This window comes from Flavobacterium qiangtangense (assembly GCF_042658345.1).
GTDB classification, from domain to species: Bacteria; Bacteroidota; Bacteroidia; order Flavobacteriales; family Flavobacteriaceae; genus Flavobacterium; species Flavobacterium qiangtangense.
The window spans coordinates 585,621-612,543 of sequence record NZ_JBHSQB010000003.1; the positions used below are offsets into that span (position 1 = coordinate 585,621).

At 43.0% G+C, this 26,923-nt stretch carries 23 protein-coding genes; 15 read left to right on the forward strand and 8 right to left on the reverse strand.

Features of this window, described 5'->3' with window-relative positions:
• Nucleotides 1-120 precede the first annotated feature (120 nt).
• Complete coding sequence (locus ACFPVY_RS02775; RefSeq protein ID WP_379790191.1) at nt 121-333, forward strand: hypothetical protein; 213 nt, start codon at nt 121-123, stop codon at nt 331-333.
• Nucleotides 334-1,313: 980 nt separating this feature from the next.
• Here the strand turns inward: ACFPVY_RS02775 and ACFPVY_RS02780 are convergent.
• From ACFPVY_RS02780 to ACFPVY_RS02790, 3 genes are all read right to left on the reverse strand, one after another.
• A complete protein-coding gene (locus tag ACFPVY_RS02780) occupies nt 1,314-1,838 on the reverse strand; it encodes a hypothetical protein (RefSeq protein WP_379790192.1) in 525 nt (174 codons plus the stop codon).
• Nucleotides 1,839-2,496: 658 nt separating this feature from the next.
• Nucleotides 2,497-2,922 (reverse strand): response regulator, encoded by a 426-nt coding sequence (locus ACFPVY_RS02785; RefSeq protein ID WP_379790193.1) that lies wholly within the window; start codon nt 2,920-2,922, stop codon nt 2,497-2,499.
• Between the two features lie 385 nt (nt 2,923-3,307).
• Nucleotides 3,308-3,742, reverse strand: coding sequence for a response regulator (locus ACFPVY_RS02790; protein WP_379790194.1), 435 nt, complete (start codon nt 3,740-3,742; stop codon nt 3,308-3,310).
• Between the two features lie 517 nt (nt 3,743-4,259).
• Here ACFPVY_RS02790 and ACFPVY_RS02795 point away from each other — a divergent pair.
• Both ACFPVY_RS02795 and ACFPVY_RS02800 read left to right on the forward strand, forming a co-directional pair.
• Nucleotides 4,260-4,982 (forward strand): PAS domain-containing protein, encoded by a 723-nt coding sequence (locus ACFPVY_RS02795; RefSeq protein ID WP_379790195.1) that lies wholly within the window; start codon nt 4,260-4,262, stop codon nt 4,980-4,982.
• A 346-nt stretch (nt 4,983-5,328) separates the two neighbouring features.
• Nucleotides 5,329-5,691, forward strand: a complete 363-nt coding sequence (locus tag ACFPVY_RS02800) for a hypothetical protein (RefSeq protein WP_379790196.1) — start codon at nt 5,329-5,331, stop codon at nt 5,689-5,691.
• Between the two features lie 185 nt (nt 5,692-5,876).
• Here ACFPVY_RS02800 and ACFPVY_RS02805 read toward each other — a convergent pair whose 3' ends face one another.
• The gene (locus tag ACFPVY_RS02805) at nt 5,877-6,068 is read right to left on the reverse strand and encodes a cold-shock protein (RefSeq protein WP_379790197.1); all 192 of its coding nucleotides are present in this window, start codon (nt 6,066-6,068) and stop codon (nt 5,877-5,879) included.
• Between the two features lie 452 nt (nt 6,069-6,520).
• Here ACFPVY_RS02805 and ACFPVY_RS02810 point away from each other — a divergent pair, with 452 nt between their 5' ends.
• Nucleotides 6,521-7,579 carry a 3-oxoacyl-ACP synthase III family protein gene (locus tag ACFPVY_RS02810; RefSeq protein WP_379790198.1) on the forward strand — a complete coding sequence of 353 codons (1,059 nt, stop codon included), beginning with the start codon at nt 6,521-6,523 and terminating at the stop codon, nt 7,577-7,579.
• A 333-nt stretch (nt 7,580-7,912) separates the two neighbouring features.
• Here ACFPVY_RS02810 and ACFPVY_RS02815 read toward each other — a convergent pair whose 3' ends face one another.
• Both ACFPVY_RS02815 and ACFPVY_RS02820 read right to left on the reverse strand, forming a co-directional pair.
• Complete coding sequence (locus tag ACFPVY_RS02815) at nt 7,913-9,034, reverse strand: Gfo/Idh/MocA family protein (protein WP_379790199.1); 1,122 nt, start codon at nt 9,032-9,034, stop codon at nt 7,913-7,915.
• Nucleotides 9,035-9,073: 39 nt separating this feature from the next.
• Nucleotides 9,074-9,553 (reverse strand): DUF4385 domain-containing protein, encoded by a 480-nt coding sequence (locus tag ACFPVY_RS02820; protein ID WP_379790200.1) that lies wholly within the window; start codon nt 9,551-9,553, stop codon nt 9,074-9,076.
• 329 nt (nt 9,554-9,882) lie between these two features.
• Between ACFPVY_RS02820 and ACFPVY_RS02825 the strand changes: the two genes are divergently transcribed.
• The 7 genes from ACFPVY_RS02825 (at nt 9,883) to ACFPVY_RS02855 (ending at nt 16,751) form a co-directional block, all read left to right on the forward strand.
• Nucleotides 9,883-10,317: a GNAT family N-acetyltransferase gene (locus ACFPVY_RS02825; RefSeq protein WP_379790202.1), complete on the forward strand. Its 435-nt coding sequence runs from the start codon at nt 9,883-9,885 to the stop codon at nt 10,315-10,317.
• Between the two features lie 799 nt (nt 10,318-11,116).
• Nucleotides 11,117-11,404, forward strand: coding sequence for a hypothetical protein (locus ACFPVY_RS02830; RefSeq protein ID WP_379790203.1), 288 nt, complete (start codon nt 11,117-11,119; stop codon nt 11,402-11,404).
• Between the two features lie 117 nt (nt 11,405-11,521).
• Complete coding sequence (locus tag ACFPVY_RS02835) at nt 11,522-12,058, forward strand: hypothetical protein (RefSeq protein ID WP_379790205.1); 537 nt, start codon at nt 11,522-11,524, stop codon at nt 12,056-12,058.
• Between the two features lie 164 nt (nt 12,059-12,222).
• Nucleotides 12,223-12,900, forward strand: coding sequence for an IS1 family transposase (locus tag ACFPVY_RS02840; RefSeq protein ID WP_379790206.1), 678 nt, complete (start codon nt 12,223-12,225; stop codon nt 12,898-12,900).
• 102 nt (nt 12,901-13,002) lie between these two features.
• Nucleotides 13,003-13,809 (forward strand): RHS repeat-associated core domain-containing protein, encoded by an 807-nt coding sequence (locus ACFPVY_RS02845; RefSeq protein ID WP_379790269.1) that lies wholly within the window; start codon nt 13,003-13,005, stop codon nt 13,807-13,809.
• A 13-nt stretch (nt 13,810-13,822) separates the two neighbouring features.
• Complete coding sequence (locus tag ACFPVY_RS02850; protein WP_379790207.1) at nt 13,823-14,239, forward strand: hypothetical protein; 417 nt, start codon at nt 13,823-13,825, stop codon at nt 14,237-14,239.
• A 2,041-nt stretch (nt 14,240-16,280) separates the two neighbouring features.
• Nucleotides 16,281-16,751 (forward strand): JAB domain-containing protein, encoded by a 471-nt coding sequence (locus ACFPVY_RS02855; protein WP_379790208.1) that lies wholly within the window; start codon nt 16,281-16,283, stop codon nt 16,749-16,751.
• A gap of 71 nt (nt 16,752-16,822) precedes the next feature.
• Here ACFPVY_RS02855 and ACFPVY_RS02860 read toward each other — a convergent pair whose 3' ends face one another.
• Both ACFPVY_RS02860 and ACFPVY_RS02865 read right to left on the reverse strand, forming a co-directional pair.
• A complete protein-coding gene (locus ACFPVY_RS02860) occupies nt 16,823-17,635 on the reverse strand; it encodes a T9SS type A sorting domain-containing protein (RefSeq protein WP_379790209.1) in 813 nt (270 codons plus the stop codon).
• A gap of 367 nt (nt 17,636-18,002) precedes the next feature.
• The gene (locus ACFPVY_RS02865) at nt 18,003-19,094 is read right to left on the reverse strand and encodes an AI-2E family transporter (protein ID WP_379790210.1); all 1,092 of its coding nucleotides are present in this window, start codon (nt 19,092-19,094) and stop codon (nt 18,003-18,005) included.
• Nucleotides 19,095-19,771: 677 nt separating this feature from the next.
• On the opposite strand from ACFPVY_RS02865, the gene ACFPVY_RS02870 reads away from it, so the two are divergent.
• The 4 genes from ACFPVY_RS02870 to ACFPVY_RS02885 are packed head-to-tail and all read left to right on the forward strand — an operon-like array spanning nt 19,772 to nt 26,910.
• Complete coding sequence (locus ACFPVY_RS02870; protein ID WP_379790211.1) at nt 19,772-22,882, forward strand: SusC/RagA family TonB-linked outer membrane protein; 3,111 nt, start codon at nt 19,772-19,774, stop codon at nt 22,880-22,882.
• A gap of 11 nt (nt 22,883-22,893) precedes the next feature.
• Nucleotides 22,894-24,516: a RagB/SusD family nutrient uptake outer membrane protein gene (locus ACFPVY_RS02875; protein ID WP_379790212.1), complete on the forward strand. Its 1,623-nt coding sequence runs from the start codon at nt 22,894-22,896 to the stop codon at nt 24,514-24,516.
• A gap of 35 nt (nt 24,517-24,551) precedes the next feature.
• On the forward strand, nt 24,552-25,676 hold the full coding sequence (locus ACFPVY_RS02880) for a SusE domain-containing protein (protein ID WP_379790213.1): 1,125 nt from the start codon (nt 24,552-24,554) through the stop codon (nt 25,674-25,676).
• 58 nt (nt 25,677-25,734) lie between these two features.
• Nucleotides 25,735-26,910, forward strand: a complete 1,176-nt coding sequence (locus ACFPVY_RS02885) for a glycoside hydrolase family 76 protein (protein WP_379790214.1) — start codon at nt 25,735-25,737, stop codon at nt 26,908-26,910.
• Nucleotides 26,911-26,923: the final 13 nt, after the last annotated feature.

Below are 26,923 nucleotides of genomic sequence, written 5' to 3' on the forward strand. Positions count from 1 at the left end.
AGGATTGAATAGCGCAGTCCGGTAGGTTATAACACTGCCTGCAATTTCCATTCGAGAGTCTGCGCGCGAAACATTGCCGTGGGTGCGCGCAATTTATTTAACCCAGTAAAAACGATAACCATGGTATATTCAGAATTTTGCCAGAAACTTAAAGAGGACAGCCTTGACCGCGAATTAGATATGTACAACTATGGCTTGAGCTGCGGCTTGCTTTGCTGCATTAATTTGAATGGCGTTCGAGTGGCATTCGAAGGCCATAAGTTTACAAAAGCAGAAGTGGCGTCCTTTGTCAGTAAAATAGTTTCGGGTTACTGCAAGGGAGCCAAGGCATAAGAACATGAAGCCAAAATTGAATCCTGTAAAAAGCATTCGGCACACAATTTTTGACTTGCGCTTGCGAGTCGGGGGGCTTGTTACGATATGTTATTTGTAAGCAGCCAGGGACGCATTGGCTTGCATCCCTTTTCTTATTCTTTTACAGCTCATTACGCTAAACACAAATTATCCTGCCTTTTAGTGTTTACGTGCCTGTTGTGCCCTTTGCACTATTTTGAGAACGCAAGACAATCTAGCCTATAGCGACAAAATTAATCTGAGAGCCATCACGATAGTCGCATCTTCAATTGTTTTCCTTTTAATTTTCGGATAGATGCATTTTCAACGAGGGGGAAATGTAGTTGCTTTTTCGAAGGAATTGCCACATTTTCAAGACAAGTGCCACTGGTATCTTCATCATTCCCGTATAAAGGTCCAAAATAATCCACTCTGCGGCGCTTTCTCTGAAATTGAAAAAGATATAGGCCAATCTGGAAAAGAAATGGGAGGCAATTTGGTTACAAAATTCGAATGTAATTGTTTCTCGGAAATGCCTTTCGGCCTTAGCAGACTATTTAAACGGTACTGGCAACGGTCAACATTGGCTTGAAGTTATAGGTGCATTTAGGCGCTTACAGCTGTGTGGGTTTCCTGTAGCTTAATATTGAGCGGTAGCTATTTTAAGTTTCTGAAGTAGTGGATGCTTCGTAGCAGTGGGGGTAGGCTTTGGATCCAGCCTTTTGACTTATACGGGCGGACGCTTTGTAAGGGAAAAATTTCTAGTGCCCCGAACAGGGTAGACTGCTTGGGATTATTTTTTGCGAGAAGCTCGCGTGCGATTGAATCGCATCTATGGGGTATCTAAAGTAAGGCACAATGGACTATATGTCCCAACTGATACTGCCCAGTGCCCTGTTTGTTACTGTCGAGTTAGATAACGGATGCGTTACACAACTTTGAAACTGGTAACAGTGGCGAGTAAAGGGCAAGGCTGCAAATTAATCCATCAGCTCTTCCATTAGTTCAAAAGCTTTCTGCGTATTGGACCTGCCGGAGGTGTTTTTCTTAGGCAGCTGGATATCAGTTGATCTTACGATGCCATTTTCGTAAAACACAATCTTGAAGAAAGAATGGTCCCTGCCAATTCTGCCGCCGGAGTATCCCGCAGAAATTATGTCCCGCTTGTTGATAACCTTGACCGAGGAGGCCTTGACCTGCAACCGAACCAGTAAGCTGAAAATAAGCGCAAAAAGCAAGTGCAGTGCCCAAAAGGCAAGGTGGTCATCGGAGAAAAATTCAAAGCTTGCATAGGCTAGCGAGGCGACAGCGCATATCAGGAAGATGCCGATCTTTACGCGATACCACCATGACATGGTGAAAGCGTCGCTTATATCGATCTTTCTGTCATTCGTAATCACGATGTGATCCTCCAGGATGTAGCAGTGTCCTTTCTTGGTCTTGAATCTCGAGCTTTTGGTTGCGTGGGAAATGTCTTCAGGATATTGTTTTCCTGTTAAATTCATTGGAGGCTTTGGATTTATGATAGCGTGCAAATATAGGCACAAAAACGAGAATCCATATTAAGATGCTATAAATCTATATGCAAATTTTGTAAAATGTATTCTGGAAGGATTTTGCAAATTGCGGTCGCAAGTTGGTGGACTTGTGCGAGATCAATCTTAATAGGTGAAAGAGGCGTATTCCAATCGCGCCTCTTTTTTTATTGATTCGATCCAACTAATCCAGAAATTACTTCATCTAGCGCATAGCTGTTAGAGATTATCTATGGGACCAGTAATTCCCGATGATGTTGCCATAGCACATTTGGAAAATTGATACTAGCGAACCAGACGAATTCGAAAGCTTGCTCGAAATATTGAAGAGCATTTCGCAAATTTGCTTGGGGAGCTTCGTAAGCCTCAAGAAGGGCTTCATCCGCGTATTACCATTCCATTGCAAAGTTACGTTTTTGCAAAAGATAACAGGAAGAATCGAATCGGGATTGCGATTTTCGCGCATTTAGCGTAAAATTTACAGATTAAAATTCTGTAACATTCTTCAGCAAAGGTATAAGAAAAGGTTTTTGTGACTTTGCTAGCTTCCAGCCTGTAGCCGGGGGGCTATGTATTTTACAGTAGTACGGTTGGAGGCGCATTTTTTATGCGCCTCTTTTTTTAGCTTCTATTTGATGTTATTTGGAGACACGCATCTTGTCCAATAGTCGATGATCGATTTGATGGTAGCCAGCAATTCCCTGTATTCGGTCGGCTTTATGAAAAAACCTTGGATTGATTTGGAGTAGGCATCGATCACGCTCTGCTGTTCGGCACTTGTCGTGAAGAACAGATAGGGGATTGACTTTAACCGCAGATCTTCGTTTTCGTGAACTTTGTTTCTCAATTCCATGCCGCTCAGCCGGGGCATGTTGATATCGGAAAATATGATGAAGGGCTCGATTGCTGTTCCGGTAAGGTAGTCCAGCGCTTTTTCGCCGTCTCCGAAAAACTTGACCTCATTCTTGACGCCGAGCTCTTCGAATACTTCAGCAAGGATGTACTGATCATCCAAGTCGTCTTCAATGATAATTATGGGGCCGCCTTTGTTCATGTGTGTGCTTGAATATTTAGTAGTAGTTGGGTCTATTTATTTCTTCTCCCGGGTGCGTGATTCCTTGCGCTTTTTTCACCCGTGATCTTTTTCGCTTGTCCTGGGGGTATGCTGCCGTTCGCAGCCGGGCTTCTCTTGCTGGATTGGGTAGCGGTGTGTGAGCTGCAGCCTGCAAGTGCGAAAATGGACAGCAGCGCTATTACCTTAAAGGTCGTTTTCATGTTTTCTTGTAAATATACGCAATATTTATTGAAAAGGATACTGGCAATATCCAGAATTATCATACCTTTCCGATTGGCTCCATTCACCATATTGAAGATTCCGGGCGTAGATAGAAGATTAAGGTACAGCGGTCGTTAAATTACGCCAAGTGTTCCGTGAATTTTCACTTATATACCTTGACAAAGGTGTCCATGCTTAAAGACGAACTGTTGTACTGCCACTGCATTCTCATCACGTTTTCTAGCACTTCTTTAAGCCTATTGTAGTCGTTTGGCTTTACTATGTAAATATTCGCACCGCGGATAAGGGTATCTTGCATATCTTTATCAGAAGAAGAAGTGGAGTAAATGGCAATGGGAACGTCACGATATTTGCTAGTCCTTCGGAGCATTTCTACTATTTCCAAGCCATCAACGATAGGCATGTTAAGATCCAAAAAAATGATGTGTGGCACTCTAAAATCTGACTTTTCCAACTGCTTCAACGCCTTTGATCCGTTTTCGAACAGCAATAGCTCGCACTTTACTTTTAGCTCACTGAATACTTCTTCAAAAAGCATCCTGTCGTCCTTATCATCATCAACTAAAACTACAGTCATTCTGTCGGGGTTTTCCATGCTTGAAAGCTACGCCTAAAATAACACAAATGCCGACTTTAATGTTTTTAATTTCAGTGTATTTAGAATTGGAATTATAATACGTCGGAAAGAGAGCATCCAGAGAAAATAGTACGGAAGGCAGGATATGCCCACAGCAAATCCATAACCACTCTATTCATAAAATTTTTAGGACTAAAAAAGGCAATAGATAGAACTTAACAGCAGGCCAAATGCAAACAGGCAATGGAAGCACAAAGCTCCTGTGCCGGTCCAGATGTTAAGATTGTGAAAATGGAAGCAGGCTATAGAACGAGATCCCTCCTGCTAATTGGATCCACACATATCGTGACATCAGGGAAGAATTTTGGGTAAATTATTTTGCAGAACCGCGATCTATTAGTGTCGCTCCTCCAATTATGGTTGGTCAAATAGAAGTAATTTGGCTATATTTGTTTGGACAGTCCGGAGGGACCGCGTAAAAAATTATTAAGCAGGCCTTGCATCCTATAGCGGCACTTTGGAAAAAGATGGCGCTTGGGGCGGGAAAGGGCAACGACTCGGTGGAAATGCCCGCAGATTGCATCCGTTTCCGCTTTTCTGGCAGCAAGCCACTACCGATAGAAGTATGGAACATTTTAAGGAAACAAGGGAGCTGCTGGACAGCTCCAACCTATTTTACATCATTACGACGGGCATGGACGGAAATTACAGCTACGTTAATTCCAACTATGCTAGGCAATTCTCCCATGTTCATGGCGAACTGGTCGGCCAGCCCTACTATATTACGATGCATCCCGACGACAGAAAGACCTGCGAAGAGGTTGCCGCGAAATGCTTCGAGCATCCCGGCTCCCTGTTTCCGGCGACCATCCGCAAACACGACGGCAAGGGCGGCTACCTGTATACCCGGTGGGACTACCGCGCAATGCTGGGAAGCGACGGAAGTCCTGCCGGTGTTTTCTGCCTGGGCTACAACATCACGGAATACGTGGCGGAAGGGATCCAGCTCGAGCTGGCCAATCAGGAGCTGGACAGATTTTCTTCACGTATGAAGGACATCCTGTTCCAGCAGTCGCACCTGGTCCGCGCGCCGCTGAGCAACATACTGGGCCTGGCCAATATTGTGGATTTGGCTTCCCTGGACAGCAATACCCGCAATATATTCGAGATGGTCACCGAAAGCGCCCAGAAGCTCGACGGCGTGGTCAGGTCGATCGTAAATGCGGCGCATGGAAAGTAATATCGCAGTGGGATAATTTGGCCGGCAGGCAACTTATCTCATTTCAGATGACCCTACAGATAGGAAACCTAATACAGGTCGGCCAGTTCCCTTGGCTATAAAGACACTCCCTGCTTGGGGCGAGCCGTTTTCATTATCTGTGCCGCCTTCAATCGGCAAACTTGAAGATGGCCTTTGCGATCCTTGATCTGAGTATTTCTCAAGCGACTGCCAGCGCAATATCGCAATGGCGAGCAGACCCATCGCAACAGACTTACAACTTAGGCGTCGCAGCGATCACAATGTTAGTACAAAAAGAGTTGCGAAGGCGATCCCGCAGCCTACCTTTAAGAGAAAATCAGACATTATGAAAGCAAAGAATGAAAAGAATTTCGGGGTATGGATGGATACCCGCAGCGCTGTTATAGTAGGAGTGGACGATGAGGGCACGTTTTCCGTTTTGGGACAAATTGATAATTCAGGCCCCGAGGGCAATTCGAATGAGAATGCGGCAAACAACCACGAGATGGCGCTCACCCAGAAATTTTTCAAGGAAATAGCGGCACAGATGACCAATCCGGAACGGGTACACATTACCGGCACCGGGCAGATCCAGGAGCAGTTCGCGTCGTATCTTGCAGGGTCGGCGCAGTACAAGAATGTTGAGACAAGCCACAGCACCTCAAACAAGATGGGCAACGAGGCGCTGCTGTCTTATTTTGAATTTTGAAGTCTTTTTCAACTAGCGGCAGTGCTGTTGGAAAGCCCGCCTGGCAGGACGGATTTTCTTTGCAGGCGCAGTAGAGCGGGGAGTGGCATCGCAGGAGCTGCTCCTGATCAGGGAGCGGGAAAGGGCAATAAATGAAAGAAGCACCTGCTTTTGGCAGGTGCTTCTTAAATTAGCCCTATAGAGTGTTACGCAAGGACCACGTTTACTGCGTTCGGTCCCTTGCGGCCTTCTTCCACATCGTAGCGTACCGCGTCGTTCTCACGGATGTTTTCCGAAAGCCCCGAAATATGTACGAATATTTCATTTCCTCCATCACTGGGAGTTATAAATCCGAAACCTTTTTCTTCATTAAAGAATTTTACTGTACCTTCTTGCATTTTATATATTTAATTTGCTCAAAGATAAAAGAAAAATGACACAGCGTCTAAAAAAATTGGTTTTAAATCTGCAGGCATGCCAATGTCTGCAGCCTTAAGTTATTAATATACGTTATTTTAATCGAATCCCTTTCCGTGAACTTTGATCGTTGCCGCTGTCTCTACCATTGCTTGTTCGATGTGGCAGTGCGACGGGACGCTGTCTCTAGAATTTAGTGTACGGCACAAGCAAGTTCGATGGCGTCCGATTGGCCAAATCCGCAGGATTATTCATTAAAATTTCAGCGAGCTTTGAAGTATATCTTGATTGCGGTTGCTGACCCAGATAGGCATGCTACCGTCAGCTTTCTTGTGGAGGCAATCCAAGTAGTCAAAATGAGGTAAAAAAGTATTGGAAAGGGTATGGTGAAATTCCATAATTTTATATATTCGCAAACTAAAATTTTGGAAATATGGGCATGAGAATTATAGGTTCTGGCAGTTGTATTCCTGAAACAAAGCTGTCCAACGAACATTTTGAAAACCGCAGTTTTCTAAACGAGGATGGAAATCCCCTCAATTATTCTACAGAAACGATCATATCGAAATTTGCCGCGATCACGGGAATCGAGGAGCGGCGTTATGCAGCTCCCGACCAGGTGGCATCCGATCTCGGAGCTGCAGCGGCCGCAAAAGCTGTTGCAAGCGCTGGAATAGACCCCGAAAGCATCGACTATCTCATCATGGCGCATAACTTCGGCGACGTCCGCTCTGGGAGTTCTCAATCCGATGCAGTCCCGAGCCTGGCATCGCGCATCAAGAATCGCTTGGGCATCAAAAATCCAGATTGTGTCGCGTACGATCTGCTGTTCGGTTGTCCCGGCTGGATCGAGGGAATGATTCATGCGAACGCCTTTATCAGGTCTGGAATCGCAAGGCGCTGCCTGGTGGTTGGCGGTGAAACGCTTTCCAGGGTCTCCGACGCCTTTGATCGAGACTCGATGATCTATGCGGATGGGGCCGGTGCGGTCGTAGTCGAAGGTTCGTCGGTTCCCGGCGGAGTGCTCTCGCACTGCAGCGCAAGCTATACCCAAGAACAGGCAGGCTTCCTTTATTTTGGCAGCTCTCACGAGCGTAAAAGGGGCTCTGACGTGCGCTACATCAAGATGCAGGGGAGGAAGATTTACGAATTTGCCTTGAGCCGCGTGCCAGAGGCGATGAAAAAGTGCCTTGACAGGGCGGGGATCGAAATAGCGGACGTGAAGAAGATACTCATCCACCAGGCCAATGAGAAAATGGACCAGGCCATCGTCTCGAGTTTCTACCGACTCTACGGAATGGAACCGCCTGCAGGCATAATGCCGATGAGCATCAGGCTGCTGGGAAACAGCAGCGTGGCCACCGTTCCGACCCTCTACGACCTGATTGCCACTGGAGCAATGCCGGACCATCGGTTCGATCCGGGCGATATTATCCTGTTTGCTTCTGTCGGGGCAGGGATGAACATCAATGCCATGGCGTACCGGATATAGCGCCCGCGTCGCAATTTTCTTAAAAAAGTCTTGTAAATAAACGTCTTAAATTGACTTAAATTTCATATCTTGCGGCCATTAGCCGGGGGGCTATAGATTTTACGATGAATACGATAGGGGACGCTTCAACAGCGTCCCTTTTTTATTGCATGATTGTTCCAGAAAGGCAAGCGGAAAGCCAGCTCCTTAATTGTAGCTTGCCAAAATTTTAGCTTTCATGCTTATCCTTTTTACATGGCTAAAGTATTCTCTCTAACTAAAGCGGTTGGTTTGGGCGCGCCACTAATTATTCGCAGCTGTTCCGTGAAAACATACAAATGCGGTCATCGCTCCTTAGTCAGTCGCCAGCAATGCAGTGCGTAGTGCTTCTACGGCATCGTCAAGCGTTACTGCCATCTTGTGCTCGGGATTTTTGACGTTCTCGATCAGGTCAGAGAGAATGGCCTGGACGCAGCGCCCGTATACCGTGCCCTTGTCCTGCGCTATCTCAAAACTTCCTTCCAGTAGCTCATCAGCTTCAAAGGACCCGCCTTGCAAATGTACTTCTGGAGCAGGTACCGCAGCTCCCCATCCTTCCGGTCGGGAATTGTCGGCCGCGCTCCCGATTGGCTGGGAATGCGTGATCCTCCATCCCGGAATCTGTTCAAACACGGCCTTGGTATTTGGATCTACCAGGGCTTCAAGCTTTCCTTTCAGCGGCATCCATCCCTGGATTTCGACCCTCGCCCGATCGTAGGCCAGACTGATGGTGGTCCGCTCGAAAAAGCCAGGCCCGGAAAAGGCATGGTAGTAGCTCGCAATCAGTCCCCCGTCATACAGTACCTGCGCGCCAACGCGGTCGCGTTGCAATTCGTTGCGCTTGTCCCAGACCCCGCTGACCTGAACGAAGCGTTGTTCCCCGAGCGCATTGATGATGTCGAAAAAATGAACGCCGTGCTCCACCTGTATGCCGCCCGACTGCTCCTCGTCCCAGAACCAGTGGCTGGGAGGCAGGGACTCGTCCTGCGCATAATTGCTGACCACGGCATGCCGCAGCTTTCCCAGCGCTCCGGTGCGTGAGATCTCGATCAGGCTGCGGATGATGGGGTTGTAGCGGATCATGTGGTCGACCGTGATGGACCTGCCGGTCTCCCGGGCTACGTCAAGAAGTTCCTGCGCCCCTTCGGCAGTGATTGCCGCCGGCTTTTCAAGCAAAACATGCTTTCCTGCGCGCATCGCGGCGCAAGCCATCTCTACGTGCAGTCCTGGCGGGGTGACGATACTGACGATATCGATATTGGGATCTGCGACCAGCTCAAGCCAGTCGCTGTAGATCCTGCAGCCTGTACCTTCTTTGGGACGGTGTTCCAGGTAGGCAATTGCGGCCACTTCGGCGTTTTCCATCTTGTCCCACCAGTGGTGCAGGAAGCTTCCGAAGCCTCCGTACCCGATAATTCCGATCTTGTATTTTTTCATAATATTCCGTATTATTTTTAAGGATTTAATTTAATCAGATCAGCCGCGTGTCGTTTTCCACTGCACCTTGCGGGCCGCATAGCGCGGCTCGGCCTCCGCTTTTTTCCACGACTCGTAGAAAATGGATGCCGCTGCTGCTTTTTGCTGTTCGCCAGTTCCCTTTTCCAGTAGCTTATAATCCTGAGCGCTGTCGTATTTCCTGCCTCCCTTGTAGTTGGCGTACCGCCGCGCCCTGGTGAAACCCATCTGCAGGTACTTGCGCGCCATGTCGGCACCCACAAAATCACCTTGGTCCAAATATTCTAAAAAAAGCACGAAGATAGCGCCGCTGCTCCCTCGGGCTATTTCGGGAGTACGGAAGCGCCAGAACTTTCCAATCTCACTCTTGTAGGGCTGGCAGATCAGTACGCCCTGTTCGCCTTTGCCGACCCGGTACTGCTCGGGATGCTGGCGGTAGTCAATGTCGGGCTTCCATGGGTAGCCCTCAGGATCGAAGTTCAGATAGCTCGGTTTTTCCATTCTTTATGTCTTGGACTGCATGTTCCCGCTTGCGCAATGCGTCGGGAACGGAGCGGCGCGACAGTTGCGATGGCAACTTGCCACGTCCTTTATGATTTGCAACATCATAAAGTTAGTAAAAACTGCCCGTGTTCTGCTGCAGAATTTAGGGTGGATATTGCAAGTATTTCAGGTTTTCCAGTCTTTGGAATTTCACTGCCGGTTAAGTTCTGCGTACATTTGCAGCAAACGTACGTCGGCTACCGATTCTGCCTCACTAGCCTCAATTGAGAGGCTGCGGTCGCCTGCGGGGGCGCACTGTTGGGACTACAACTTTTAAAAAAAAGAATATGATAAATGTAAGGCTAATCAAGACATCAGACAGGCTTTATCCGCTGGAGCAGGAATTGAGAAATAAAATTCTGCTCAGGCCCGTGGGCATCCCCGACCACGCTTGGGAAATGCACGATGAAAAATCGTGGCACTTTGTCGCTGTCGAAGCTGGGCAAGTGCTGGGCTGCGTGGTATTGGTGCCGCTTGACGGACCAGAAATGAAAGGGCAGTTGATCCAGATGGCCGTAGATGGCACACAGCAGGGGAAGGGAGTCGGTAAGCTACTGGTCAAGGAACTATTCGCGTTTTGCGAGTTGGAAGGAATCCATGAGGTTGTGTGCCATGCCAGGGACAGCGCCGTGCCATTTTACAGAAGCCTGGGCTTTGAAGCCTACGGCGAACCTTTCGAAGAAGTAGGGATCAAGCACATGCACATGCGAATAGTGCTATAGAGGGCAGCTGGCGTTTGGACATTGGCGACTGCCTTAAAAGGATGTTCGTGCTTGTACCGCTGCAGACCCGTATGGAAATGCGATCCAAAGCACAAGTGTGCAGCAATAAGGATTAAATCTGTATGCATGCCACCCTGCGACAGAAGATTCTATTTGGAGCGAATGAGGAGATGACGCATCCGTCGCGGTAATACGTGGCAGCTTTGGGACAATAGGTGCGGTTGCAGGGTCAAACGACACCAAACTAATTTTTTCACTGCGCCCCGTTTTTTTCACGCACGTGTACAATAGGACGGAATTTTAAGGATCTTTTTGAAAAACATGCGGGTGCATGTCTGGCAGTGCTGCAAAAATAGCGCCGGTGCCTCAGTTCTCATACAGACATGTAATGATTTTGAACAATGCTGGGATAACGCTAGGCAAAGTTAAAAAAAGCCTGGTGCAGGCAAGCACCAGGCGGAACTAAAAATTAAGAAGTAACAAGTTTCAACAATCATCACAACTAACTATTGCCCAGCTAAGATACAAAATCTAGCTGACAGGCGAAGGCCTGCAGGAAACTTAAAGGAACGATCGTTTGATATCCATCGCAACAAGGCACTTAAATTACTGCATCTAGATTAGGATGTAACCACAGAACTTGATAAACATCGCATATTGCGAATATTTAAATTATTTGTATATATAGCTGTTTTTTCTTTAATATTTTCTTCAATTATTGGTAATTTATAATAACTTTCACAAATATTACAAAATATTGGCAACGACCAAACGTTCTTTTATTTAAAATTCTAGTATAATGGCACCAATTACCGCACCGAATAAAGAGATCATTCAGCAGTGGCAGTTTTTCGCAGATTCCCTTTCGCTTTACGCAGGCGATAACAGGTACGATATGTTGATTCGGGAGAGAGGATTTGAGGTAAAGAACATGTATTTCTACAACGGCGAAATATGTTACGGTATCGTAACCACATTTGCGGTGCTAATTCCCTACACCATACTTGCTGGAGGATATCCGAGCTGCATGCATTATATAGCCGATAAAATAAACCGTCTGGAAAGGATAGATGGGTGCGCACGGTGAAGCAAGTGATATTATTCAAATTCTTCAACTTCGCGGATTGCATTTTCTAGAATCCGTCTGTTGGCATCTGACCTGGCTGGACGTATTATCGACAGAAGAGTTTTTAAAAATTAAGGTATGAGAAAAATAATGATAATGGCATTACTGATTTTTGTTTCTTGCAAAAAGACAAAAACAGTTGACGAAAAACCTCGATGTGAAGTTATTCAAGAATTGAAAATTCAAGCAGTTACAAAAGGTGACGAATCTGCGTATGGCACGTATCTTGATTTTACAAGTCAGGATAGAAATTATTATGATGTCCTAACAATTTCTTTGGTAATGAATCAGAAATATAAAACTGAAAAATCTTTCTATCAAATTTTTCGTGCTATGCTGGCAATCAAAAATGAAGGTATATATGAGTTAAAAAAAATTGAGAACCTAAGTCAGGCGGACAGAAACTACGCGCTGCATTACCTTACAGAAGGTGCAAAATTGAATATTGTCAATTGTCAAGTCGCCTTGGAAAAAGTCTATAGAAATGGCTACGGTGCAAAAATAGAATTTAACAAGTCTGATAGCATTTATAAGATTTTAGAAAACAATAAAGCCATTGGCGATTTTTACAGAAGCAATCGAGAAAATAAAAATAATGTTGACGAAATTAATTAACAATGTATCCACGGTAATGTTTTGTGGTAATGTATCAGATGTGTTGATGAGTAATTATTTGAACTAAGATTTGCAGATAATCAATGATTTATATTAATATCGCAAAGAAATTAAAACAGCCTTCGGGTTGTTTTTTTATTTTATAATGTCTTAAATCGAAAAAAATGGGCTTAAACTCGACTAGGTGTTACAGATGTGTTGGTGAAATTAAAAACATGATAAAATATGGCAAAACAAAGTCAGGCATTCAAAGGTATGTTTGTAAGCTTTGCAAGAAAACAAGGGTTGGAAATTATACTTATCAAGCGTACAAAACTGATATTGATGAAAGTATCATTCAATTTACAAAAGACGGTTTAGGCATAAGAAGTACAGCAAGAATATTAAAAATTTCAACTACGGCACTATTGAAAAGAATTGTATCAATTGCTAGAAATATTAATCATCCTGTTATAAGTAAGGGAAAAGCCTATGAAGTTGATGAACTATGTACTTATATCAGATACAAAAGAAATTTTATTTGGCTGGTTTATGCTTTGGAAAAGAATTCTAGGAATGTTGTCAGCTTTAATGTTGGGAAACGAACCAATAAAACGCTGAGCCGTGTTACTGAAACATTGAAATTATCAGAAGCAAAAAGAATATTCACTGACAGGTTGAAAAACTACAGGTATCTGATTGATGAGAAAATGCATTCCGTAAAGCGTTTTGGGACTAATCACATTGAAAGAAAGAATCTGACGCTTAGAACCCATCTCAAAAGATTAAACCGTCGAACAATCTGCTTTAGTAAAAGTTTAATGGTTTTTACTGCTGTTTTGAAGATTTATTTTTGGATTTGAATGATTAATGGTAAGTTTATCTTTTAAATTACGTTCTTAGAAAATGTTGCCGATTACTATAAGTATAAGTACAACGGAAAGGAGTTCCAGGACGAGCTGGGGCTGAACCTCTACGACTACGGGGCTAGGAATTATGACCCTGCAATCGGGAGGTGGATGAATATAGACCCGCTGGCGGAGAATTCTCGCAGATGGACACCTTATAATTACGCCTACAATAATCCTATCTATTTTGTCGATTCAGACGGAATGCAGCCAGATGATTGGATAATTTACTATAATGATAAGCTTGGAAATAGTCAGTCGTTTGTTTTCAATGGTGGGCATACGGCGTTACCTGACAGCCAATTTGTAAGAGAGTTTGTAGAAGCATATCGTTATGATGTAGGTAATGGTGGCGGAGACGGTTTGCGGTCAGTAGCAGAAAATCCAGCATTAATGATTGATGTTCAAGAAACATCAGAAGCTTCTTATACAGACCAACCTTCCTCATTTCCAAATTCAGGAGATTACAATGTTGTTAAGTGGAATCCAAGAATGGGATTAGAGACCACAAATGGATTTATTTTATCACCAGCTACAGTATTAGACCACGAAGCTGACCACGCAGGTAAATATGCAGCAGCAGGTAAAGTAAGTATGAATGGGCGTGTTGAAACACCTGATAAAAAGTATGATAATAAAGAGGAAAAGAGAGTTATCACTGGTTCAGAACAAAGAACAGCTAGAGCAAATGGAGAAGTGCCACCTGGTAACGTTACAAGAACAGACCATAAAGGATTACCTGTAGTGACTACATCTCCAACTTCAACTAAAGTTGATGCCGACAAGACTGTAAAATATAATGAAAAGTTGAATAGTCAGAAATTATATCCTACTCCATCGGCTGATAAATATAAAAAACAATAAAACTAAATCAGATATGAAATTAATCTTATTTTCAATATTTTGCATTTCAATATTGAATTGCTCGAAAATTAAAAAAGACAATCAAAGTGATAAATATTTAGAGGTATTTTATTTAAAAGAAGGTTTACGGTATCCAATGCAACTTGGCTGTAATGTAGTACATGGTGAATTATTGAAAGATAAAGTAAAATTTAAAAAAATTGATAATGTGGATTTTATAAATCAATTCATAAACCAATTTAATCAATTAAAAACTTCAAAAGAGCAAAGAGACATAGATGTTAGAATACAGGTTGTTTATCATAACAAAAAAAATATTGACACCATTTGCATGGGCGAGCATTTTGACATTAAGGTGAATGGTATTAATAAAGAAGATTCAAAATCTTTTTTAAAGTTGATTAAAGACGAAACATATTATAAGAAGTAATAAACTTCGATTTTAGAATCGTACCAAAACTTTGGAGCGAACAAGCGCATAGTTAGCTATTGAATTGGTGATATATCAGATGTGTTGGTACTCTTGTTTTATAATTTATTAATTTGAAAATCAATGATTTATAATTTTACAGCTAAAAAATAAAACAACCTTCGGTTTTTTCTTTATGGGATATAGGTTTTATTCACGTAAAAAGACTTTAAGTAAGGTTTGTTGTTGCAGATGTGCTAACTAAAAGCTTTGAATATCTTTCTCTTAGAGAAAAGTTGACAGCTGTTCTCAGACAGTTTTTGAGATTTACGGAAAACCGTAATTATCATATTCGGTAAGCTCGTAAATTTGCTTTTGGCGAAGTGCCAAAAATAATTTTAAAGCAGTATTATGGAACAAATTCAAGCTATCAAACCTGATCCGAAGCCAAAAAGAAGATGGAACACCACATTAGAGAAGACGAGTTAATTCACCTAACAAGAAAAGCATACAGAGTTAAAGCCTCACAGTTATACGCCTAATTACTAAATTTTATTTTTAGATTAGAAAAACAAAAGACAGTCATTGTGCTGTCTTTTATTTAAACACTTTTCCAAATCCATCTAGCACGAACAAAAAAACGCAACCAACGCCAAAACCATTTGAAAGACTGCACCAATCAAATTGAACATAATCTCCACAGACGGAGATTGAGGTGTTTAGCATTTGACTTATGTGATTGAGGTATAAATTAACGGGAAAGAATTTCAGAACGACGTGGCTTAATCATTACGACTGCGAGAGTAGGAATTAGACCTGCGATTCGCTAATCATCCCAAACTCGTTAAATTACTCCGCCGAAAAATGGGAATCTTGCTAAAATTTATTTAATAAATGTTGCTACAGGAAATCCAATCAGACTATCATCTATATATTGCCATTTGGACGTTTATGTAAAACAATGTTAAGCCTCCGATTTGGAGGCTTTTAAGTAGCACTCAATAGATTTTTTGAAAACGGCTCTGTATTCTGGTATCTTTGTTTCTCCTGTGTTAGGCGCCTCCTTAACTATCCTAATGTCGTCGCTTTTGTCAGACAGTTAAAAATAAATCCTCTTATTTTCAAAAAAGCTTTTATCAAAAAGGCTATTTTGATATTTCTTGGGCGCAGAAAAGCTAGAAAATAGTACCACTATAAATAGGTAAATTAAGATAAATTTTTACGCATTTTTCAGTTTTTTGTTTCTGCGCATGTCTTTTCGCATCGCTGTAGTTAGAAAAATCAAAGATAAATTTCCTATGCTGTTATATAATTTCTTCATGAAAATAAAATGTTAATGTTCCCTATTTTCTTTTCTTCCACACGCTCTCGATTACCGAATCGATTTCCCTCTAGTAAGCCGTGGGTTCATCTTTCGGTTAACGCATCTGCAAGTGCTCTTAAGATGGGCTTTCCGGCTCCGTCATTGAGCAATGAATATTGGCTCATGAGGAAAAAACATGATAGTGTTTCTCTTTCCCTGCTCAATCTTCATCGGAATGAATGGGCTACATATCCATATCTTCTCCTTAAAGATTCTGTAATGGTCATCTGCAAATTCATTTTGGAAGTAGTCACCAATGCACATCTCTCAGTTATCAATCGGTTTGGTACGATGCTGGCTTGCCTTTCCTTGAAATCTCTTTTGGCTCTTTTTACCAAGTTTTCGAGCTTTACACGCCTAAAGGATTGCTGCTCCGATTAAAACGTTCCAGTGACGGCAAATGCAACTATTTTTCCTTCTCGCTATAATCTTATTCCAAGGGATCAGGTGGCGCCTTGCTAAATATTGGTTGCTGTCAGACTCGCGGCAGCTTCCAATTGCTCCGTGGCTGTGCGACATGCAGTACAGGCTCTTGGTATTGGCAAATCCCCGCACAAAGTTCGGGCGCGGATGCGGTTCGCCTGCAAAAAATTCCCCCATAAATGCAAGGCACTGCGTGCTTGCTTTATTGCGTTGCTTTTTGCGCTCGCTTCCCATTGCCCGGTCTTGGCGCTATTATTAACCATTAAGAATAGCATCATGGAAAAAGCAACACACAGCAGCAACTGGGACAGGGTATCAGAAATCGAATTGGTATACAGGTCGAAAGTAAAGGCGTCGGAACGGCCGAAGATACAGTCGTCCAGGGACGCCCACGAAATAGTCCTCGCATCTTGGGACCCCGGCAAGATCGAGTTTTTTGAGCAGTTCAAGATCGTCCTGCTGAACCAGGCCTACCGCGTGCTCGGCATCTATGAGCTCTCTTCGGGAGGAATCACCGGAACTGTAGTAGATGTGAGGCTGGTATTCTCGGCAGCGCTGAAAGCGAACGCGACGGCGCTGATGATGGTGCACAACCATCCTTCGGGCAACCTGACCGCATCTGAAGCAGACAGGAACATTACCCGAAAAATAAAAGAGGCGGGAAGGCTGCTTGACATCGCGCTTGTCGACTCGATGATCATTACTCCCGAGGGCTACTGCTCTTTTGCAGATGAAGGCCTGCTGTAGGAAATGCCAGGACCGGGCATCTCGATTTGATCTTTAAGATGTATCAAGCTGCTCCTGCCAAGCAGCGGAGGCTATTCCTTGATGATCTTGACGGTCTGCGTTTCGTGGCCACTGGAAAGCCTTAAGAAATAGATACCGGCTGCGAATTGGGAAACATCTAATTCTGTTTGTGGACCCAGTCCGCTGCCTGCATGAATTTCCTGGCCGGCCTGGTTGTAGACTGACAGGCTTCCGATGGCCGCTTTGTAGGATATGGTAACCGTATTTTTTGCAGGGACGGGATAGATGGATAGTGAGGCCATATCAAAATTTTGAGTCCCGAGGCTTCCGACGCTGAGACTTAAGTCCACCGCCTGTCCGTAGCCAGGAAATGCGCCAAAGCCGAAAGCGTCAAAGGAGATTGCGCAGGGATCGACGATCGCGACCGACTCCTCATCGGTATAGGTCTTTGTAATTCGCACGCGCACTGTCCCTGCGGCGGCCGTTGCCGGCACCGCAATGTCTGCAGTCACAAAGGTTCCGTCGCTTCCGTCGGAATCAGTAAGCGTTCCGACCTCGTAAATTTCCCCTGCATCGTCCAGGATGCCGTTGCCGTTCCAGTCGATAAATGCCACGATGCTGGTGTCAAAATTTCCGTACGTATTTCCGAAGACCTGCAGGGTGTAAGCCTGCCCCGGAACTACAGGAACGACAGTGCCGGTAAAATCAACAAGAGGGTCTGCTGTATTAGAATTGATAATTGTCAGGCCGTTAATATTTACCGCAGAGATTTCTTCTACAGAGACCTCGTCAGCATCTGCAATTGCACAATAAGGGGCGGGGAAGCCCTGCGCCTGAGACGCGACGCTTGAAAAAAGAACAAGGAGCAAGGTAATTTTTTTCATGATTTAAAGTTTTAGCAACATACAATGTACGACAGTTGCATCAGACTAAAGTCATTATTTGTAATCTTTTAACTATAACCAGAATGCCTGCGAAATCGGCCGTTGTATGTCCAATTATTGCTGTACCATTGTATTGGAGCATGCGAACGTCGTATTTCGTTGCTACCCAATGAAGGAAAGGAAGTGGAGGCTGTTTCTAAAAGCCCAAAAATTCTTGACATACGCTTTTCTGGAAGGTATCTTTTTGGGAACAGGTGGTTAAAAGGTGCCGTCAAAAATTTAATTGGGAAACAATCCGGCCCCTAATCTTCGAAATACCAAAACAGATTAAGAAACAATCCGTTACCTTGGGAAAAAACGTCCTGACCTATATCCTGGCTCTCCTTCTCCAGAATACTTTTTTGGGAATATCGTCACCCAGCAGGTAGCCCCAGGGCCTCAGGTTTTCCACGCGGTCAAAGATAATTTTCAAGATCGCAATGATCGGGATGGCCAGGAACATTCCTGAAATGCCGCCCAGCAGTCCTCCGATGATGATGCCCACTATCGAGGCAATGGCGTTTAGTTCCACCTTGGAGCTCACAACCATCGGCACCAATATGTTGTTGTCCACGAACTGAACCGCTACATTGACAGCGATGATCCCGACGATGATGGTGGCATCGGTATCGCCGGTAAGCGAGGCGACGACGGTAAGCAGGCCTGCCACCACGATCCCGATGTACGGAATCAGGTTGAGCAGCCCCGTGATCACGCCAAGAAGGATCGCGTACTTGATTCCTATGATGCTAAGCCCTACAGCAGTAAGGACCGAAACGATCACCATTTCGATGAGAAGCCCCACGATATAGCTCCTGACTGAAATTTTTACCGTAGCCAGGATGTCGCGCAATTTTTCATGATTTTCGACCCGAACCAGGTCGCGCAGGAATTTTACGAAATGCTTCTTGTAAAGCAGGATCAGGAACATGTAGATCGGAATCAGTACCAGGTTGAGAAGCGAGTCCGTAATCGAAGCGAGCGTAGCGCCAGCCAGCTGCTTGCCGGTCGATGCCGATTCGCTGGTTGCCTGGGAAATGGCCTGCTGCTGCTGGCCTTTGGTTATGCCGAATTTGGTCTCGACAAACTGCTGGAGGTTGTGGTAGTGCGTATCCAGGTTGGACTTGATTTTTCCCCAATCGTCTGCCATCCCCACGAGCTGCAGGGAAATGAAATAGAAGAGGATAAAGAAGACGGCAATAAAGAGCACTACGGCCACCGAGGTCGCCACCGTGTTGGGAAAGCGAAGCCTTGCCTGAAGAAAGGCCGCTATCGGCTCAATGAGTATGGCGAAAAGCATCGCAAGCAAAAGCGGCGCCAGGACTCCCTGCCCCAAGTACAGCAGTGCGATGACCGAGATAATTATTATAAGTATAAAAGCAAATTTTGCATAAGGTGGAAATGAGTAGTTGGGCTTCATGTGTACGATATCGGTTTGAGATCGAAATTAAGCAATTGCAGCACGTAATTGTTGCAGAGTTGCAGTTTAAGGCTGCATGATTTAGTAGTGCCTCCGTTGAAAATGAGGAACTCTGACTTCAAATAAGCTTCGTCTGCCTTAAAAGTCGCCATCTGTATAGCTCTAGGTCGTCCTTCACAGAAAACGACAAAAAAAAATGTATAAGCTATATTTAAGAACTTCGCCTGAGAAGGGACAGATTGACAAGCGGGACACCTTAGGTTGTGCAAATCCAATTTTAGATACGTACCCTTCGATAGCTTCCCGCTTTGGGGTGGCGCCTACTTTTTGGCCATCCGAGCAAAAAGCAATTAAATTCCCCGATTAGCATTATTGGATTTTCGGCCAATTTATCCAATTATTGGCATACGCTAACATTAATACGTGACTCCAATGAATTTATTGGAAAAATGAGGCAGCGATATCTGGTCTTTTTTAAGGATTCATGAAAATATTGAATTTTACTTAGTCATTGGTGCAAAATGATAATAATATATTAATAAAGCGATTAAAAATTACAGTTTGCATAATTTTTTCGTAATAATTTAATCATAAATGAAATTATATTTTTTTTACTAAAACGTTTTAGTATGTTTGTATCGTCGACTAACCTAGTATCAAAAAAATAACCATCCACAATGAAAACAAAAAATTACTTAAAAAGTTTACCGCCAGGAAATGGTAAGATAAAAGTGTTTTCGTCTAGATTTAATAATCTCGGACTTACAATTTTATTGTTACTGTTTTTTTGCAACGCTTATGCGCAAAACGGTTCTAAAACTGTCATAAATGGAACTGTGTTGGATGAAACGGGATTGCCGCTTCCTGGGGTTTCGGTATCAGAAAAGGGAGCGGGTAATATTGTGCAAACTGATCTTGAAGGAAACTTTTCAATATCTGTTGCAACGCCTCAATCGGTCATCGTTTTTTCTTATATGGGAATGAAAACGATTGAGAAAAGCGCAAGCGCAGGTCAAAATCTAAAAATCGTACTTGAAGACGCGGCAGCAGATTTAGAAGAGGTAGTAGTAATTGGCTACGGAACTCAGAAAAAGACCAAAGTAGTAAGTTCTATTGATCAAGTTAACAGCGAAGCTTTTAAAGATCGCCCGAGTGCAAACACAGTTTTAGCTTTGCAGGGCAAGGCGCCAAGTTTGACCATTCAGCAAACTAATGGCGAACCAGGCGCGGGAGTTAACATTAACATTAGAGGTGTCAGCACACTTGGTAATAACAGCCCATTGGTGGTTGTCGACGGAATCGTTGGCGGCGATATCAATGCGATAAATCCGGCTGATATTGAAAGCGTTTCGGTGTTAAAAGATGCGGGAAGTGCAGCGATTTATGGATCGAGAGCAAGTAACGGTGTTATTTTGATTACAACAAAAAGAGGAAGCAAGAAAACACCAATGACAGTACAGTTCGGATCTCTCGTTGGGTTTAACAATCCTCGTTATTTTACAGAACCTGTCCATGGTTATGAAAACGCTATGCTGCGAAATGAAGCGGCTTACAATTCAGGTGAAACCAATGCTGTTTTTTCGGCAGAACAAATTGCAAATTTTAGAGAAAACGGAGATACAAAATGGTTTGCCAAAGAAATCGTGAAACCCGCTTTGCAAGAAAATTATAATTTATCTATTTCTGGCGGAAGTGAAAACTCAACTTATTTGGTTTCAGTTGGATATTTAGACCAAAGAAGCACTTTTGTTGGTCCAGAAAAAGGAATGAAGCGTTACAATTACAGAATTAATCTTGTTAACGATTTCGAGCGATTTCGATTGACTTCAACTTTGGCATATTCAAAACAAAGAATTACAGATCATTCTGCAAGTACCGGAAATCTGATGGCAGATGCCTTCAGGGTTCCGTTGTATTACAGACAGGTTGATGAAAACGGAAATTATCTGACAAACGATGTCTTGCAGCAATTCAATTCGCTGGGAATTTTAGAAAAAGGTGGTTTCAGGAAATATGATAATGATGATGTTTTTGGAGCTTTAAACGGAGAATATAAAGTGACTGATGACTTAAAAATCAAAGGTATTTTTGGCGGACGCTTATGGTCAAATACGATGTTTACGAGAGTAAAAGAAGTGCAGTTTTCTCCACAAGGAGTTTACGGTGCAGACAGAGACACGAACGATGAAAGTCGCAAAAGCTTAGATTTAAACTTGCAATTGATGCTTGATTATAACAAAGTTTTTGGAAGACACGCAGTCGGAGGTCTTATTGGGGTTTCAAACGAAAACCATTCTGATCGAGGAATCGGAATTTTCAAAAAGTTCACGGATCCAGATTTAGGAACGCCAACGAGTGAGACGGTAATCGGCGAAAACTCTTATAATTCAAACGGAAGCTCTTCTCAAAGTAGCTTAAACTCATTATTTGGTCGTGTGACTTATGATTTTGATAGCAAATATTTTGCGGAACTTAGTTTTCGATATGATGGTTCTTCAAAATTTAACAAAGAAAGACGTTGGGGATTCTTTCCTTCAGCAACGGTTGGTTATGCACTTACGAAAGAAAATTTCATGGAATCGTATAAAGAGAACGTCGGAAACATAAAAATACGTTCTTCTTATGGAATTTTAGGAAACCAAAATGTGGGTAATTATCAGTTCCAAACTACTTATTTTACGTTCCAAAATGCTTATGGTTTCAATAATACGGGCGTCAGCGGAACCGGCTTCAACTTTGCCAACCCAGATATCCAATGGGAAAAAGCAGCCACGTTTAACGTGGGTCTAGATATGGATTTTTTCAAAGGAGCGCTTGGATTGTCATTTGACTTCTTCGATAAAGTGACCTCTGATATCCTTGTGCCACCGCAGGTTCCAGGTGTTTATGGAACTGGACTTCCTGATTTTAACGCTGGAAAAGTAGGAAATAGAGGCTGGGAAATTACCGCTACCTACAGGCATTCTGGAAAATTATTCAACCACAACCTGACGCTTACTTTTGGTGATTCTAAAAATAAAGTCCTTGATTTTAATGGACAGGAAAGACTCACGGGTGTTGAAGAACTTCAAGTTTTGCTTCGCGAAGGTTTGCCATTTAATTCTTACGTAGGACTTATGACTGACGGATATTTCCAAAATATGGACGAAATTCAAGGAGCTGCAGTGCCTGTGGGAGTAACTGTTCTTCCGGGAGACAACCGCTATGTGGATCTCAATCAAGATGGAAAAATAGACGATAAAGATAAATTTGTCTTCGGAAATCCATTTCCAAGATACACTTTTGGAGCTACTTATAATATAGAATACAAAGGGATTGACTTGAGCGTTTTTGTGCAAGGAGTTGGAAAAAGAACGATGATGATTCGTGGAGAATTAGTTGAACCTTTTCACTATAACTACGGAATGACGATGTACACGCACCAGTTAGACTATTGGACGCCTCAAAATCCAGATGCAAGATATCCGCGTTTGGCAAACAATGGGACGCCTTCAAACACAAATAATTTTAGAAGAGGTTCTAATATGTATTTATATGACGGCGCTTACGCAAGGTTGAAAAATGTGCAGATTGGGTATACGCTTCCTGAAATGGCCTTGAAAGATATCGGAATTAAAAGCTTCAGAATGTATGTGTCAGGACAAAATTTACTCACATTGTCAAAAGTGAAATTTGTCGATCCAGAACTATCTGAATTTAATGGAAATATGACACCGTCTGGAGCAAACAGCGGCAGAGCATACCCAACGCAAGTTTATTATGGATTAGGTTTAGATGTTACATTTTAATAAGATAGAAAATGAAAAATAAATTTGTTACGAAACTGAAGATGTTGCCTTTTCTGCTTTTGTTTTTTGCAATAAGTTGCGAAGACCTTGACTTGGCACCAGAAAACCAATTTACAGATGAAAATTATTGGACGAGCGTTGACAAAGCGCAAACTTTATTAAATACTGCTTATTCTCAAATGCAGAATAGTCAATACTTCTTTTATAATGAGGCATTGTCAGACAACGCTGTTAATTCGCGAGGAGACAACGCTGGAGCCGCATCAATTGGCGGTGGTTTATATGATGCATCGCTACCCAGAATGAAAGAGGAATGGAATAACAGATACGCGGGAATAAAATCTTGCAATTTGATTCTTGAAAATATTGATAGAATCAACGGCGCAGACCCAATTGTCATTGCAAGAATGAAAGCGGAGGCACGTTTTATTAGAGCCTTTCAGCATTTTCAACTAACAACATGGTTCGGCGCAATTCCGCTTATCGCGAGTGATCCTTCATTGGGGGAAGCCAGCACGGTTAGCCGTACTTCGCACGAAGAAGTGGTGGAATTTATAGTAAACGAATTAGACGAAGCTGTGACCGACCTGCCTGCAAGTTATGGCGCTTCAGAAAGAGGAAAAATTACTTCAGCTGCAGCGATGACCTTAAAAGCCAGAGTGCTGTTATATGAAGGGCGCTGGAGCGAAGTGATTGAAACTACTGATGCAATTATGGCGGGAACCTTTGGAACATATAGCCTTTTTCCGTCTTATGAAGGTATTTTTCTTCCCCAAAATGAATACAACAGCGAGGATATCTTAAGCTTGCAATATGTGCCGCAGTTCAGGATGTGGGGCGAATTCTTTGACATGGCGCCAATTTCTGTAGGAGCGAGGTTAAACGCCTTGGCACCAACACAAGAATTGGTTGACAGCTATTTAATGCTAAACGGAAAAAAAATCAACGAATCAGGGTCAGGTTATGACGAAAATGATCCGTACACGGCAAGAGATCCCAGGCTGACTGCCACAGTGGTTTATCATTTATATGAATGGGAACAAGAAGATGGCACGATGCGCACGATTTACATCAAGCCTGGAACTTCGCCAGGTGAGCCTACAGACGAATATGTTTCTGGTTCTTCATCGACATCCACAGGATATTACACTCGAAAGTATTTTGATCCGCAGCACACCACGTCATTGCAATCAGGACTGAACTTAATGCTTTTGCGCTACGCGGATGTGCTATTAATGAACGCAGAAGCAAAGATTGAATTAGGACAATTTGATGCAACTTCTTGGGCGGCAACAATCGGAGCAGTGAGATCAAGAGCTGGTTTCACAGATCCTGCCGCGCTGAATTTTGACGGTTCATTGTCTCAAGACGGGCTTCGTCAAGTTTTAAGAAATGAAAGACGTTCAGAATTTGCAATGGAAGGCTTGAGAATTTTTGATATCCGAAGATGGCAGATTGCCGAAACGGTATTAAACGGCTGGGCTCACGGAGCAAAATTTGGATCAAGCTCAATTGACAATGGTTACCTGAGAGTTAATCTGAGAACTTTTGATCCGGGCAAGCATTATTTATGGCCAGTTCCAAGAGATGAGCGTTTGATTAATGGCAATCTTTCTCAAAATCCGGGTTGGTAATTTTAGAAATAACAAACTTTTAAAAAATAAATATCATGAAAAATAATTTTCCAAAAATTTTACTGATTCTATTTTCAGTATTTGCAGTAAGCTGTTCAGATGATGATACGCTTAGCCACACAAATGTAAGTGCAGTAAATGCTTTATACGCGCCTGCTGACAATACTTTTTTTGATTTAGGAGCGCAAAGTTCTGCTGTTTTTGAGTGGGAAGCAGCAAAAGCAGAAGATAACGGTGTCGTGCTTTATGACGTTGTATTCGATCGCGAGGGCGGCGATTTTTCTAATCCTGTTTATGTGATGCCTTCTGATGGTAACGGATTTCAGAGAACTTTGAACATCTCTTTTTCTGATCTTAATAAAATTGCTGGCCTTGCCGGAATTGAGACAGAATCTATCGGAAAATTGATTTGGACGGTTAACAGCTCAAAAGGAATTAATATACAGAAATCTAGTGTTTCAGGTATTTTTGAAGTACTAAGACCGGGCGGTTTCCCAGTTCCTGACCAATTATTTATTTCAGGAACGGGCTCAGAAGGTGGAACAATTCAAACAGAGGCCGTTCCATTCAAGAAAACGGGTGCAAGCACTTTTGAAATTTACACGAAGCTTTCATCTGGAGACTATCAGTTCATTACAAGAAAAAACGGAACTCCAGAAGTGTTTTATATCGATGAAGGAGATTTGCAGGAAAATGGAGCAACCGCATATTCAGGAGATGATAAAGTGTACAGAATTAAAGTTGATTTCAGCGATGGTTCTACAACAATGACTGAAATCAAGAAAATTGAATTGTGGTTTGCACCAAATGCAGAATTTTCATTTGAATACGTTTATGCGGGAAAAGGAACATGGAAGGCTGAAAATAAGTTGATTGTTTTCAGACAAGAAACTTGGGGAAGAGACGAGCGTTACAAATTTAGATTTACAGTAAATCAAAACGAAACCGACTCCTTTGAATGGTTAGGAAGTTCAAACGCAGATAATAATAGGCCAGATGGAAATGTGCCGCCAGCTTACTGGTATATGTTTGCTGTAAGTAGCGATCAGTGGTCAAACTGCTTCAAGTTTGCTTCGGCGGTGGACAACCACAACGTGAATTCGTTGATTGATTTCAGCGGTACAGCCCCAGCTTACACGCATAATTTTACAGTTTTGTAGCTAATTAGACCTTTCTGAATCAGTTTTTGATACCAGAAAAATTATAAATTTTAAAAAAATGAAAAGATTTATTTCAATACAACAAGGTGTAGTTATAGCATTTATTACCAGCCTTGGCTTTAGCGTTACATCTTGCAGCGATGATCCAGTTCCGTTGACAGATCCTGGTGCTAGCGGACCCGAATTTGACTACACTTGGGCGCAAACCGCAGATTCGTTGCAGAATGCGACTTATAATTCCTACTTAGGATCCAATGGAACTTTTGTTCAAGACAATGCAGGAAACAGCACCTTCCACTATTGGCCAAACGCGCACGTTCTTGATATGCTAGTCGATGGCTACCTAAGAACTGGCGACGAAAGCTATTCTCTAAAGATGAAGGCGCTCGTTCAGGGCATCAAAGTAAAAAACGGAAACACCTATAATAATGTCTTCAACGATGACATGATTTGGCTGGGTAATTCATGTTTAAGAGCTTTTGAAGCCACTAATGATCCAGAGTACAAAGAAGTGGCCGATCTACTATGGGAAATTATCAAAACCAGCTGGAGCGATGATGTTTTTAGCGGAGGAATCACTTGGAAACAAGACACACCATTCCAGAAGAATGCCGTTTCCAACGCTCCTGCAGCGATATTGGCCATGAGATTATATGAAATTGACCAAGACCAAGATGACTTGGAATGGGCAATAAGAATTTACAATTGGCAAAAAAATAATTTGGTTGATCCAGTTTCTGGGATCGTGTGGGACAATATTTCCATGGTAAATGGAGTAGCGGTTACTAATAAAGATTGGGTTTTCACCTATAACATGGGAACCTGGATAGGGGCAGGGCTTAGGCTTTATGAAGCAACTAACAATCCTGTTTATTTGACGGACGCTGTAAGGTCAGCTAAAAGTTCAATGACGAGCATAAAGTTAGTTTCAAACGGATTATTAAGAGACGAAGGTCAGGGTGACGGCGGATTATTCAAAGGTATTTTTATCAGATATTTTACTGAAATGATCGAGCAGCCTGCGATAAATTCTTCAGATCGCCAGAATTTTGTGAATTTCTTTAAATTCAATGCCCAAACTTTATACAAAAGTGGTATTCAACGGCCGGTGATGTTTGTGGGGTCCAATTGGAGCGCCCTTCCTGGTGGCACTACTGACCTTACCACACAGATAAGTGGCGTGATGCTAATCGAAGCCGCTGCAAAACTTGATGAAGAAAATTTGTTAGAATAATTGAGTTAGTAAA